13 protein-coding genes, 4 tRNA genes and 1 pseudogene are annotated in these 12,141 nt (G+C 50.1%); 13 read left to right on the top strand and 5 right to left on the bottom strand.

Annotation, left to right across the window (positions count from 1 at the left end):
- Positions 1-67 precede the first annotated feature (67 nt).
- From ACKX14_RS09515 to ACKX14_RS09505, 3 genes are read left to right on the top strand one after another with little or no spacing between them, the layout of a single operon-like run.
- Positions 68-1,153, top strand: coding sequence for a class II glutamine amidotransferase (locus tag ACKX14_RS09515; RefSeq protein ID WP_422446996.1), 1,086 nt, complete (start codon positions 68-70; stop codon positions 1,151-1,153).
- Positions 1,150-2,652, top strand: a complete 1,503-nt coding sequence (locus tag ACKX14_RS09510) for a glutamate synthase-related protein (RefSeq protein ID WP_422446994.1) — start codon at positions 1,150-1,152, stop codon at positions 2,650-2,652. Before ACKX14_RS09515 ends, ACKX14_RS09510 begins: the two co-directional genes overlap by 4 nt.
- Positions 2,653-2,704: 52 nt before the next feature.
- On the top strand, positions 2,705-3,442 hold the full coding sequence (locus tag ACKX14_RS09505) for a GltB/FmdC/FwdC-like GXGXG domain-containing protein (RefSeq protein ID WP_422446992.1): 738 nt from the start codon (positions 2,705-2,707) through the stop codon (positions 3,440-3,442).
- A 140-nt stretch (positions 3,443-3,582) separates the two neighbouring features.
- Here the strand turns inward: ACKX14_RS09505 and ACKX14_RS09500 are convergent, their stop codons facing one another.
- The 3 genes from ACKX14_RS09500 to ACKX14_RS09490 all read right to left on the bottom strand — a co-directional run bounded on the left by ACKX14_RS09500 (position 3,583) and on the right by ACKX14_RS09490 (position 4,926).
- Complete coding sequence (locus ACKX14_RS09500) at positions 3,583-3,831, bottom strand: hypothetical protein (RefSeq protein ID WP_422446990.1); 249 nt, start codon at positions 3,829-3,831, stop codon at positions 3,583-3,585.
- 261 nt (positions 3,832-4,092) lie between these two features.
- Positions 4,093-4,494, bottom strand: coding sequence for a hypothetical protein (locus tag ACKX14_RS09495; RefSeq protein ID WP_422446988.1), 402 nt, complete (start codon positions 4,492-4,494; stop codon positions 4,093-4,095).
- Between the two features lie 180 nt (positions 4,495-4,674).
- Positions 4,675-4,926 carry a hypothetical protein gene (locus ACKX14_RS09490; protein ID WP_422446986.1) on the bottom strand — a complete coding sequence of 84 codons (252 nt, stop codon included), beginning with the start codon at positions 4,924-4,926 and terminating at the stop codon, positions 4,675-4,677.
- Between the two features lie 420 nt (positions 4,927-5,346).
- Here ACKX14_RS09490 and epsC point away from each other — a divergent pair, with 420 nt between their 5' ends.
- From epsC to ACKX14_RS09475, 3 genes are read left to right on the top strand one after another with little or no spacing between them, the layout of a single operon-like run.
- Complete coding sequence (gene epsC / locus ACKX14_RS09485; protein ID WP_422446984.1) at positions 5,347-6,039, top strand: serine O-acetyltransferase; 693 nt, start codon at positions 5,347-5,349, stop codon at positions 6,037-6,039.
- Complete coding sequence (cysS, locus tag ACKX14_RS09480; protein ID WP_422446982.1) at positions 6,011-7,411, top strand: cysteine--tRNA ligase; 1,401 nt, start codon at positions 6,011-6,013, stop codon at positions 7,409-7,411. The genes epsC and cysS overlap by 29 nt, the downstream gene beginning before the upstream one ends.
- A 25-nt stretch (positions 7,412-7,436) precedes the next feature.
- Complete coding sequence (locus ACKX14_RS09475) at positions 7,437-7,928, top strand: Mini-ribonuclease 3 (protein WP_422446980.1); 492 nt, start codon at positions 7,437-7,439, stop codon at positions 7,926-7,928.
- A 115-nt stretch (positions 7,929-8,043) separates the two neighbouring features.
- On the opposite strand, the gene ACKX14_RS09470 is transcribed toward ACKX14_RS09475, so the two are convergent.
- Together ACKX14_RS09470 and thyX are read right to left on the bottom strand one after the other, a co-directional pair.
- Complete coding sequence (locus ACKX14_RS09470) at positions 8,044-8,907, bottom strand: FAD-dependent thymidylate synthase (RefSeq protein WP_422447090.1); 864 nt, start codon at positions 8,905-8,907, stop codon at positions 8,044-8,046.
- 15 nt (positions 8,908-8,922) lie between these two features.
- A pseudogene (gene thyX / locus ACKX14_RS09465) lies at positions 8,923-9,204 on the bottom strand (FAD-dependent thymidylate synthase); the annotation flags it as partial.
- Positions 9,205-9,336: 132 nt separating this feature from the next.
- On the opposite strand from thyX, the gene rlmB reads away from it, so the two are divergent.
- From rlmB to ACKX14_RS09430, 7 genes are all read left to right on the top strand, one after another.
- Positions 9,337-10,149 (top strand): 23S rRNA (guanosine(2251)-2'-O)-methyltransferase RlmB, encoded by an 813-nt coding sequence (gene rlmB, locus ACKX14_RS09460; RefSeq protein WP_422446978.1) that lies wholly within the window; start codon positions 9,337-9,339, stop codon positions 10,147-10,149.
- A complete protein-coding gene (locus tag ACKX14_RS09455) occupies positions 10,133-10,669 on the top strand; it encodes an NYN domain-containing protein (protein ID WP_422446976.1) in 537 nt (178 codons plus the stop codon). Before rlmB ends, ACKX14_RS09455 begins: the two co-directional genes overlap by 17 nt.
- A gap of 84 nt (positions 10,670-10,753) precedes the next feature.
- Positions 10,754-11,404 (top strand): RNA polymerase sporulation sigma factor SigH, encoded by a 651-nt coding sequence (gene sigH / locus ACKX14_RS09450; RefSeq protein WP_422446974.1) that lies wholly within the window; start codon positions 10,754-10,756, stop codon positions 11,402-11,404.
- A 57-nt stretch (positions 11,405-11,461) separates the two neighbouring features.
- Positions 11,462-11,547 (top strand) — tRNA-Tyr (locus ACKX14_RS09445).
- Positions 11,548-11,653: 106 nt separating this feature from the next.
- Positions 11,654-11,730: transfer RNA gene (locus tag ACKX14_RS09440), tRNA-Gly, on the top strand.
- Between the two features lie 42 nt (positions 11,731-11,772).
- Positions 11,773-11,849, top strand: a tRNA-Met gene (locus ACKX14_RS09435).
- A 2-nt stretch (positions 11,850-11,851) separates the two neighbouring features.
- A tRNA-Thr gene (locus tag ACKX14_RS09430) sits at positions 11,852-11,927 on the top strand.
- The last annotated feature ends 214 nt before the right edge of the window (positions 11,928-12,141 follow it).

Genomic DNA, 12,141 nt, shown 5'->3' with positions numbered 1-12,141 from the left:
CGGAAGGTTCCAGTTTTTGAATCTTTCGAAAGGCTTTTTATTATAGACAAAACGGGGAGGAGAAAAGGTGTATAAAAGAGCGGAGTCAAAAGATATTTCGGGCTGCGCCATTGTCGGCATAATGAATGAGAAAGGCAAATGCATCCGGGGTGATGTCATAACAAACGCCATTGCGGTAATGCACGAAAGGTCCAACGGCCTCGGAGGCGGATTTGCGGGCTATGGCATATATCCGGAATTCAAGGACTATTACGCATTTCACGTAAGTTATGAAGATGAAGGAATAAAAGAATCGGTGGAAAACTTTTTGCAGGAAAAAATGGTGCTGGTCAAAAGCGAGGCCATCCCCATTAGAAAAAAGATGAACCTGCCTAATACTCCGATACTCTGGAGGTATTTCCTGGAGGTGCCCAAGAGCAAACTCCTGTCGGGGGTGTCGGAGGAGGATTATGTGGTTTCGGTGGTGATGAGAATAAACACCCGTTTTGATGGCGCTTTTGTGTTCTCCAGCGGCAAGAATATGGGGGTGTTTAAGGGAATGGGATATCCGGAGGAGATAAGCCGCTTTTACAGGCTGGAAGAGTATGAGGGGTATCTCTGGACAGCTCACGGCCGTTTTCCCACCAACACCCCCGGCTGGTGGGGAGGGGCCCATCCCTTCGGGCTCCTGGACTGGGCGGTGGTCCACAACGGCGAGATTTCCTCCTACGGCATCAATAAAAGATACCTGGAGATGTTCGGTTATGAGTGCACACTCATGACCGACACCGAAGTAATAGTTTACATGCTGGACCTGCTGTTGAGAAAGCACAATCTGCCGCAGGAAATAGCCCTCACGGCCCTTGCCCCCCCTTTCTGGCGGGAAATAGACGAGATGGATAAAAACAAGAAGGAGGCCATGACCGCTCTGAGGATGGTATACGGCAGCGCGCTTTTAAACGGGCCTTTCAGCATAATCATTTCCAACACCAATTCGATGATCGGCCTTACGGACAGGATTATGCTGAGGCCGCTGGTGGTGGCCAGGAAGCAGGATACGGTTTACATGTCTTCCGAGGAGGCCGCCATCAGGGAGGTGTGCCCGGACCCCGACGAAGTCTGGAGCCCCCAGGGCGGAGAACCGGTTTACGCCAGATTGGAGGAGAGAGCATGAAGATGATACCGCCGGAGTTTATGGTGAAAATAGACGAAAATTGCATCAAATGCAAAAGATGTGTGAGCGAGTGCAGTTTCGGAGCTTTAAAGTTCGATAAAGACAGGATTGTCGCCGAACACGAAAAGTGTGTGGCGTGCCACCGCTGTGTCAGCCTTTGCCCCGCCGGGGCCATAACCGTCGTGAAATTTCCGCTGGCGTATAAGGAAAACAGCCTGTGGGGCCCGGAAATAATGAGAAACCTGTGGAAGCAGTCGGAATCCGGGGCCAAGATACTTACCGGGGCGGGAAACGACAGGCCGTATCCGGTCTTCTGGGACAGAATGCTGCTGGATGCCTGTCAGGTGACAAATCCATCCATAGACCCGCTGAGGGAGCCCATGGAACTCAGGACTTATATAGGCAAGAAGCCGGATAGACTGGAGTTCTGGCGGGATAAGAAGGGCGAGATTAAGCTCACGACGGTGATGGAGCCTCAGATAAAGCTGGAGACACCCATCATATTTGCGGGCATGTCTTATGGAGCCGTAAGTTTGAACGTGCAGCTTATACTGGCAAAAGCCGCCAGGGAACTGGGCACGGTCATGAATACCGGAGAAGGCGGCCTGCCGCAGGAGCTTCTTCCATATAAAGATAACATCATAGTTCAGTGCGCCTCCGGGAGGTTTGGGGTAAATCTCTCATACCTGAACTCCTGCGCTGCCATAGAGATAAAGATAGGCCAGGGGGCGAAGCCCGGCATAGGCGGACACCTGCCCGGTGAAAAGGTTACCGAAGATATTTCCAGGACGCGGATGATTCCCGCCGGTACAGATGCCATATCGCCGGCGCCCCATCACGACATTTATTCCATAGAGGATTTAAGGCAGCTCATCTACGCCTTGAAGGAGGCCACCAGGTATAAAAAGCCCGTTGGAGTAAAAATTGCGGCGGTGCACAACGTGGCGGCCATCGCCAGCGGAGTGGTCAGGGCGGGGGCCGACATACTTACCATAGACGGGTTCAGGGGAGGAACGGGCGCGGCCCCCCAGGCCATAAGGGACCATGTGGGTATTCCCATTGAGCTGGCACTGGCCCGGGTGGACGAACAGCTCAGGAAGGAGGGCATAAGGCACATGGCTTCCATCATAGCCAGCGGAGGCATAAGGCAGAGCGCCGATGTTTTGAAGGCCATAGCCCTGGGGGCCGATGCGGTGGCCATCGGGACTTCCGCCCTGATCGCCATGGGGTGTCACCTCTGCCAGAAGTGCCATACGGGCCTGTGCGCCTGGGGCATAGCCACCCAGAAACCCGAACTGGTGAAACGCCTGGATGTGGAGGAAGGGGCGAAAAGGCTTACCAACATGATAAAAGCATGGAATCTGGAAATCAAGGAAATCCTCGGAGCCCTTGGGGTAAACTCCATTGAAAGCCTCCGGGGCAGCAGGGAGAGGCTCCGGGGCATCGATCTGGACGAGGTTTATCTGGATATACTGGGCATAAAACCCGCGGGGAGGTAACGGAAATCGCGGCTTTTAAAATATAAAAAAATTTAGGAAGGGGTGTATGAGGATGAAAATCGATGCGAAGGGGTTAAATTACCGTGAACTGAACGAGCGGATTCACGATGCGGTGGCCCAGGGGGTTAAGGAGATCGACCTTGTGAACGTGCTGGGCCAGAGGTATATCGGCACGGGCCTTGACAGGGAGGTCACTCTCAATATTTATGGAACTCCCGGCAGCGATCTCGGGGCTTTTATGGACGGTCCCCGGATTAACGTTTTCGGCAGCGGACAGGACGACATAGGCAATACCATGAACGGCGGCATCATTGCCATCCACGGTGACGCGGGCAACGTTGTAGGGCTTTCCATGAGGACCGGCAAGATTTTTGTGAAAGGCAGCGTGGGGTACAGGGTAGGCATTCACATGAAGGCTTATAAAGATCAGTGCCCGGTTATTGTGGTCGGGGGCAAGGCCGGCGATTTTCTCGGCGAGTACATGGCCGGCGGAAAACTCATTGTGCTGGGAATCTTTAAGAAGGAAAAAGACCCCGTGGCCGGCCGCTACATAGCCACGGGTATGCACGGGGGCGCCATCTACATCCGGGGTGGTGTCAACAAAAATCAGCTGGGCAGGGATGTGGCCGTAGAAGAAGTCGGAGATGAAGAAAAAACTGTTATTAAAAGTGACATAGAAGCCTTCTGCAGGTATTTTGGGGTGACGGAAATTGACGACATATTGTCCTCTCCCTTTATCAAGCTGTCACCCAGGAGCAGCAGGCCTTACGGCAGGTTATACGCATATTGAGCTTTTATGAAGGGCATGGGCCTGTTTGTTGTATGGCGGTGACCCGCCTTTTTCTCCCGCGCTTCCTGACGGCGTGGCCGCTGAAACAGTAAACCAAAAGGGCTCCAGTGTGGAGCCCTTTTTATCGTAAAGCCTTTTACCTAGATATTGCCGCTGTTGCCGGAGCCGTTGATGTTGAGGTTATTGCACTTGCACTTGGACATGGCGGCGGCGGATGCCGCAGCGGCCAAACCCCATGCTACGGCTTCAGGAATCTGGAACTCGACTTCCTTAAACTTATCCTTTAACTTATCCTCGAGGAATTTATTGTACTCCGTAAAATACTCTTCGAACTCCGCCAGGGATTGCTTAACTTCTTCTTTATCCTTTACCTCATCTTTTTCTGTCATGTTTTTCCCTCCTTTTTCAGTATAACCTTACCCCGGGGGTAAGGTTTCGTTTACGCTATATATTATGAAAGAACGACCCGAAAATGTTCCCCATAATATAGAAGTGATTTTTCAAATCGCTCTGCTTTCCGTGGATGTGGGATTCCTTCGGCCTGCGGCTTTGGAGGTGGTTCGCGCCGGGACGGGCCATTTGCGAATTTATAAAAAAACAAGGGGCGTTGTGTACACCTCCCGGTTGAATTGAGGAGCAGTTTTCTGCGTTTAGAGGGCTTTAACACCCGGGTTGGCTATTTCGGCAAGGTTGGAGGCGCCGTTTTGATTGCAGTTATAGATCAACAAGAGTAAGCGCAAGCCCAGATCAGGAAGTTTTATTTCTTTAGCCGTGCTCAAATTATTGAAGAATCTGGCCAGCTCTTCCCTGCTCAGATCTCTAATCGACAGGCAGCCGAATCCGTTACCGGTAAAATATTTACTTATTTCCTCTTTAAAGGCATTACCGGTTCCGTTCTGGTTGATATTGTAGATCCACAGAATCAGGGTTTTCAGGTCATCGTCAAAATCCCACCCGACACCTTCTGTGCTCATGCCGGACCCTGTTGTTTTTGATGACAGAGGTGCATTTTCTTTTTTATTGTGGAAATCAAAATGTTGATTTTTTCCCAATGCGATACCCCCCGGCTGGTATTCTGTATTAATATATGACTGATTAATATATGACTGAAGCAATAAACTCCAGCAGGCGATTGTGCCCCTGCTGCTGTTATTTCTATATTTTCTATATTAATATATGATTGAAAGCTGAATAATGCTATTGTAATTTAAATTAACTGTAAGATATAGTCGTTAAGATAAAGAAGGGTTTTTCATACTTCCTTCCGCATCGGGTTCCCACGATTTTTTCCTAAATGAATTTGCTGTGCCGTTCTGATTTATATTATATATGGAATAAAGAGGAACTGGCAGGAAATTGTTAAAATTCAGCAGTACTTTTTCAGAAGTTTCGGGGGATTTTACTGAACTGGAAAAAAAATTATTTTTGCCGTAAACCTTTTTGGCATCATTTACCTTGTATTTTGGCCGGTAAATTTCACCCAAACTAATTCCCCTCCCCTCCGGATAGATTTTTAGGCAATCTATTATATGAATTGGGCTGCGAAAATGTTCGGCATTTATCTTTGATATACGCAATTTTTAATTAATTGGGTTTTATAATTTGAAATATATGGGCACTTGACTTTAATAGAAAATTTTAATACTATATAAACAAAACTTAATAAGGAGATAAGCATTGATGGGGATGGTAGGCTCGGGACCTCTTACAGAGAGAAACCGCCACCGGCTGAGAGCGGTTTTAAGGAAGGCGAGACCGAAATTGCACCCCGGAGCTCAGGCCTTGAAGTAAGTAGAGGCACTGCGGCTTTGGCCGTTAAGGATAAAGTAAAAAAACAGAGTGGGACCGCGAGCCTTTCGCCTCTGAAGGGGTGAAAGGCTTTTTGATTTGGGGAGGAGGATGGCATGTTTAACACAATAAAAGAAGACATAAAAGTTGTATTTGAGAGAGACCCGGCCGCAAAAAGCGTGATAGAAGTTATCCTGTGTTACCCCGGGTTTCACGCAATTTTGATGCACCGGATAGCCCATTTCTTTTATAAAAAGAACCTGTTGCTCATAGCCAGGATAATATCCCAGATAAACCGGTTCATCACCGGGATTGAAATACACCCCGGAGCTAAAATCGGCAAGGGGTTCTTCATAGACCACGGAATGGGCGTGGTCATAGGCGAGACTACGGAGATCGGCGACAACGTGACTTTGTACCAGGGCGTTACTCTGGGCGGCACCGGTAAGGAAAAAGGCAAGCGTCATCCCACTCTCGGGAATAATATTGTCGTGGGTTCCGGGGCCAAAGTCCTTGGGCCGGTGAAAATAGGCGACAACTCCAAAATCGGAGCGGGGGCCGTCGTCTTAAAAGACGTGCCGCCCAACTCCACGGTGGTGGGGGTGCCCGGGAAGGCGGTGGTGAGGGAAAAGGTGGATTATTCCGAGGCGGATTTTACAAAGGTGGATTTAAACCATCACCTGTTGCCCGACCCGGTGGCCGACATGCTGCGGTCGCTGCAGAAAAAATTGGAAGACCTGGAGACGCGCATCGCAAGATTGGAGGGAGGAATTGCTGCAAATGAGGATATACAACACTCTGACCCGTAAAAAAGAAGAATTTGTGCCGCTTAAAGGTAATACTGTCACCATGTACACCTGCGGGCCCACGGTGTACGATTTTTTCCATGTGGGCAACGCCAGGGTCTTCATCACCTTTGACATGGTCCGCAATTACCTTAAATTCAGGGGATATGACGTGAAATTCGTCCAGAACTTTACCGACATCGACGACAAGATGATAAAAAGGGCGAATGAAGAGGGGATAACCGTAAAGCAACTGGGCGACAGGTTTATAAAAGAATATTTCACCGATGCGGACGCTCTCGGTATAGAGAGGGCCGACGTCCACCCCAGGGCCACCGAACATATAGACGATATAATAAATATAATCGAGGTCCTGCAGGAAAAGGGTTACGCCTACCAAGTGGATGGAGACGTATACTACGAGGCCCGAAAATTCAAGGATTACGGCAAGCTGTCCCACCAGAACCTGGATGAACTGGAGGCCGGCGCCAGGATAGAGCCGGGAGAGAAGAAAAAAGACCCCATGGATTTTGCGCTGTGGAAGGCCAGAAAGCCCGGCGAGCCCGCCTGGCCGAGCCCGTGGGGCGAGGGCCGGCCCGGTTGGCACATTGAGTGCTCCGTTATGGCCATGAAGTACCTGGGGGAAACCATCGATATTCACGGCGGGGGCCCGGACCTGATTTTCCCCCATCATGAAAACGAGATCGCCCAGAGTGAAGCCGCCACCGGCAAACCTTTCGCCAGATTTTTTATGCATGTGGGCTACCTCAATATAAACAACCAGAAGATGTCCAAATCCCTCGGCAACTTCTTTACGGTAAGGGATATATTGAAAAAATACGATCCCGAAGTGCTGAGATTTTTCATGCTCTCATCTCACTATCGCAGCCCCATCAACTTCAGCCAGGATCTGATGGAACAGGCCAAAAGCTCCCTGGAACGCCTTTACAATGCCCTTTACAGCATGGAGCATCTGGAAAAGGTGGCAGCGGAACGAACCCTTACCCGGGAAGAAGAGCGGTATTTAACGGTCCAGCATCAGAACAGGGAAAAATTCATTGAGGCCATGGATGACGATTTTAATACAGCCGGCGCCATAGCGGCGCTTTTCGACATGGTTAGGGAGTTCAACATGAATGTAAATGAAAATTCCGCCCGAAAGGTTATAACGTCCACCAGGGAGCTGCTGCTTTCCCTCGGCGGTGTCCTCGGGTTTTTCAAGAAATTTGCGGAAAAACTTTTGCTGGATGAGGAGATAGAGGAAAAGATACGGCTCAGGCAGGAAGCCCGCAGGGCAAAAAACTACGCCCTGGCGGATAAGATAAGGGATGAGCTCAGAGCCAGGGGCATCATACTCGAGGATACCCCCGCGGGCGTCCGCTGGAAGCGCCTGTAGAAATTATGTTTGGAGTGAGCTTTGGATGGGTGATAAACAAAACAACGGCAGGCCGGGCGTCGACGCGGACGGGCTTTCTTCACTGGCGCTGGCTTTTGTGGGAGATGCGGTGTTTAACCTGTTTGTGAGGACCATGCTGGTGGGAAGCGGTAAGAAGGTGCGAGACCTTCACAGAGACGCCGTAAATTTTGTGAGGGCCTCGGCTCAGGCCGGCATATTGAGAAAAATTGAGAGGTATCTTACCGACAGGGAAAAGGATATCGTAAGAGTCGCCCGCAACGCCAAAGTGAATACCGTCCCCAAAAACGCGGACATCATGGACTATCACTACAGCACCGGTTTTGAAGCCCTGCTGGGGTATCTGTACCTCACGGGCCAGAACGAGAGATTAAATAAAATCCTGATGGCATCATATGAACTGGCGAGGACCCAAGATTTACCACCAAAATTTACCGGTAAAGGCAAAAATAACCCCGGCGGGGAAACCCCGGGGGATGATGCGCACCAGCAGGGCTGAACCTTAGAATGGGAGAGAGCTGCGGTGCAGGGTCGCCTCCGGCAGAGAAGAGGGGAACAACTTTGAATTGAAGTCCGTAAGCAACAGTGCTTTTTTGCTGAAAAAAGCAGCACCTTTATGTGATTTTGGGCTGCGCCGGAAAGCGCCCGCAGCTGAACTTGCCTTCGGGGCAGTAGCCTGTGGCCTCGCACGGAGCCCCGGCTTTTTCGAAAAGGCCGGGGGCTATTTTTTTTACCTCCGCCAGCATGAGGTTGGCAAGTTCTCTTATTTCGCTCTGCGCCCTTCGGCAGCAGCGGAGGTTGAAAAAGTTATACAGGCTCCTCACATTCATGGTCATCACCAGCCTGGTCTGCGTGCCCATGGGCAGGATGTACCGCGCGTCTTCCTGGTCCACGCCCATTTTTACGAGGTCTATGTAGTTTTTCTTGCATGCCTCCAGGCCCTTTATGTATTTCATCACCGCTTCCGGCTTTCTTGCGATACTTTCGGGCAGGGTGGCATAGTATCGGGAATCAATGTAATCACCGGCGGCCTTCAATATCATGTCGAAAAACTCCCGGGACATTTTACAAAACTCGACGAGTTTTTCTTCGCGGTAAAAGCTGTTTACAAAATCCAGGTGGGCGTAAATGAACCGGACGAAATTCAGGGCTCCGTCATTTTTTAATAATAATTTGCCGTCCTTTTGAGTAAAATTAAATTGAGATCCGCTAAAAACCGGGGTCAGGCTGTCGGGGAAGGATATGGCAAGCTCGGGGTTTTCGGTTGCGACACCGGCGCCGTCGTAAATTCCCCTGAGGTATGCGGGGAAATAATGGCAGGGTATATCTCCGGGCCCTTTGCCCCGGATGCCGTATTTCCGTAACGGATCGGGGTTGGATTTGTTTTTTTCAGGGGAATTACCCCCGGCGTATGCAAGTCCTTCCAGATAATAAAGGTTTTCGGGCAGGTTCAGCCCGCTCGCTTCCCGGGATGACATATCATCTTTAAAGGGGTTGTTGTACCGCAGGCTCTGCACCGAATAGGAAGCTATGCGGTGCCTTGTCAGCTGGGCGAGCAGGGTGCGGCTCACTCCGTCAATGGCAAAGGTGAAGCTGACATGTTCCGTGGGAGACATATGGCCCATTTCCATCAGCTTTTTTATAAAGGAAGACGCTTTTTCTTCGGTAAAATTCTCCATGAGTTCTGACGCGCTCGTATTGGAATAGCAAAGGCGCGCAGCGGCCGCGACGGTTTTTTCAGGTTCGGGGGTGTGTGTTAAAACGGTGACCTTCATGGCTTACCTCCTTGACTTTTATAGAAAATTAAAATATTATTTGTACAAACCCTTATCTTAAATTATATCACATATATCTCTGCTTGTTTTCGATATTTGATTACCAGTGTAAAAACGCATCGCAGGTGGTTCGTGACGGCCAGGCCGCCTCAACCGTCAAAAGCGATCTTCAGGATAAGAGGAGTGATTGACATCCGCGACGACAGGATTGAAGGGAGAAACGCCGTGATGGAGGCCCTGCGGTCGGGACGGCCCGTAAATAAAATTTACATAAAGAAAGGCGAGCGGCACGGTTCCATATTTAAAATACTGGATATGGCAAAAAAAGCAGGCATTCCCGTGCAGGAAATCGAAGCCGGCGCCTTTTATTCAGTGGTGCAGACCCCGGGGCACCAGGGGGTAGTGGCCGTTGTTTCGCCCGGAGAATACGCCACCGTTGACGACATACTGGAGTATGCCGCGGAGTTAAAAGAGGACCCGTTTATAATGGTTTTAAATGAGCTTACGGACCCGCAAAATCTTGGCAGCATTCTCCGCACCGCCGACTGCCTGGGGGTTCACGGGGTGATAATTCCCAAACACAGGGCGTGCGGGATAACCCCGGCGGTGGTCAAGGTATCGGCCGGAGCCGCCGAGTACGTCAAAGTGGCCAGGGTCACAAATATTCCCTCCACCCTGGAAGAGTTAAAGCGCAGGGGTTTATGGATTTATGGGGCCGACGCCGAAGGCGGGGATTGCTATGAGACGGACCTGACCGGCCCTGCGGCGCTGGTAATAGGCGGAGAAGACCGGGGCCTGGGAAAACTTGTGAAGAAGCGGTGCGACGTCCTTGTACGGATACCCATGAAAGGGAGGATAAATTCGCTTAACGCTGCTGTAGCCGCGGCAATTTTGGGTTACGACATAATGAGACAGAGGAAAATGAAACATGGCCAGAGATCCTGAAGAAATCCTGCTGATCGACGGTTATAATATTATTAATGCATGGTCCGAACTGAACGAGGCCAAAAAAATCAGCCTTGAAGCCGCCAGGGAAAAACTGATCGAAATCATGGCCGACTACTCGGCCCAGATGAACATCCCGGTGATAGTGGTCTTTGACGCCCATCAGGTGGAAAACAGCCGCCGGGCCAGTTACATAATAAACGGCGTGGAAGTGGTTTTCACTAAAGAGGGGGAAACGGCGGACCATTATATTGAAAAGGTGGTGGATGCCATTGGCCGGGAGCAGAAGGTAAGGGTGGCCACGTCCGACTGGATCGAACAGCAGATAGTCCTGGGAAGGGGGGCCACGCGCATCTCGGCCATGGAGTTGTACCGGGAGGTAAGGGGCCTGGTGGAAGAGCGCAGAATAAGGGAAAAAAAGAACCGGGAGAACCGGGAGACGCTGGGCGACAGGATTGACCCCAGGATATGGGAGACCCTGGAAAGACATTTAAAGGACGGAGCGGGCGACGACGGTTAACATAAGCTTGACTACATTTGATTAAATGAGATATAATTTAAAAAGAGCTCTGTTCCTCTTTAATATTATATGGGGGCGATTGTATTGAATGCCGGGCTACCAAAAGAGGACTATGCATGTTATGAAGATATGATGGATGAAGAGGTGGTCTATGAAGCCAGAAGGGGGAGTCACCAGGCTCTGGAGTATCTGATAAACAAGTACAAAAACTTTGTAAAATCCAAAGCCCGATCGTATTTCTTAATAGGTGCAGACAGGGAAGACATAATCCAGGAGGGGATGATCGGCCTCTACAAAGCCATAAGGGACTTCAACCCCGAAAAGCTCTCTTCTTTTCGAGCCTTTGCCGAACTTTGCATAACCAGGCAGATCATAACGGCTATTAAGACCGCCACGCGCCAGAAACATATCCCCTTGAATTCATATGTATCGCTCAACAAGCCCATTTACGATGAAGATTCCGACAGGACTTTACTGGACATTCTTTCAGGCGTTAAGATATCGGACCCCGAAGAGCTCATAATAAGCAGGGAAGAGTTTGAAGATATTGAAGGAAAAATGGGGGAGATCCTCAGCAAGCTGGAATGGCAGGTATTGATGTCATACCTTGGAGGCAAGTCGTACCAGGAGATTGCGAAGGACCTGAGGAGGCATGTGAAATCCATAGACAACGCCCTCCAGAGGGTTAAAAGAAAACTGGAGAAATACCTGGAAGTAAGGGAGTTAAATCTGTAAAAAGGCACATTTTACTATTGACCGGCGTCGTTTTTCCTTTTATAATATATAAGGTGTGGAGAGATTCCCGAGCTGGCCAAAGGGGGCAGACTGTAAATCTGCTGGCAATGCCTTCGGTGGTTCGAATCCACCTCTCTCCACCATCACAGAACTCAGAGGTGAAAAGTCGGAGTAGAAGAATTTGCGTTCGGAGAATCCGACAAGAATCCGAGTACTGATATCTGATTTTCGACATCTGATTTCCAATGTGCGGGAGTAGCTCAGTTGGCTAGAGCACCAGCCTTCCAAGCTGGGTGTCGCGGGTTCGAATCCCGTTTCCCGCTCCATTGAAAAATGCGGCGTTAGTCGCACATCACACATCACAATATCGCGGGGTGGAGCAGTCTGGTAGCTCGTCGGGCTCATAACCCGGAGGTCGCTGGTTCAAATCCAGCCCCCGCCACCAGTGCCCACGTAGCTCAGTCGGCAGAGCGTCGCCTTGGTAAGGCGGAGGTCACCGGTTCAATCCCGGTCGTGGGCTCCATTTTTAAATGAATATTTTTTTTTGTGCGGCGGTAAAAACGCTTCGGTCGCTGGTCCGAAGTTGTAAAATTGTGTGAGTTTTGTTATAATATATGTGGACGGGCTTTAGAAGCTTATTTTTTATATTCTTACATATCAAGGAGGATAAATATGGCAAAGCAAAAATACGAGAGGACAAAACCGCATGTCAACGTAGGGACCATAGGTCACGTAGA

This window comes from Thermorhabdus hydrogeniformans (genome assembly GCF_049310025.1).
Classification (GTDB): Bacteria; Bacillota; Thermosediminibacteria; order Thermosediminibacterales; family Tepidanaerobacteraceae; genus JBJYKD01.
This window is presented reverse-complemented; position numbering and strand designations above follow the sequence as displayed.

Excerpts from the sequence above, each read along its gene's own strand:
- ACKX14_RS09510 (WP_422446994.1), top strand. The coding sequence starts at position 1,150 with ATGAAGATGATACCGCCGGAGTTTATGGTGAAAATAGACGAAAATTGC.
- ACKX14_RS09505 (WP_422446992.1), top strand. The coding sequence starts at position 2,705 with ATGAAAATCGATGCGAAGGGGTTAAATTACCGTGAACTGAACGAGCGG.
- ACKX14_RS09500 (WP_422446990.1), bottom strand. The coding sequence starts at position 3,831 with ATGACAGAAAAAGATGAGGTAAAGGATAAAGAAGAAGTTAAGCAATCC.
- epsC (WP_422446984.1), top strand. The coding sequence starts at position 5,347 with ATGTTTAACACAATAAAAGAAGACATAAAAGTTGTATTTGAGAGAGAC.
- cysS (WP_422446982.1), top strand. The coding sequence starts at position 6,011 with ATGAGGATATACAACACTCTGACCCGTAAAAAAGAAGAATTTGTGCCG.
- ACKX14_RS09475 (WP_422446980.1), top strand. The coding sequence starts at position 7,437 with ATGGGTGATAAACAAAACAACGGCAGGCCGGGCGTCGACGCGGACGGG.
- ACKX14_RS09470 (WP_422447090.1), bottom strand. The coding sequence starts at position 8,907 with ATGTCATCCCGGGAAGCGAGCGGGCTGAACCTGCCCGAAAACCTTTAT.
- ACKX14_RS09455 (WP_422446976.1), top strand. The coding sequence starts at position 10,133 with ATGGCCAGAGATCCTGAAGAAATCCTGCTGATCGACGGTTATAATATT.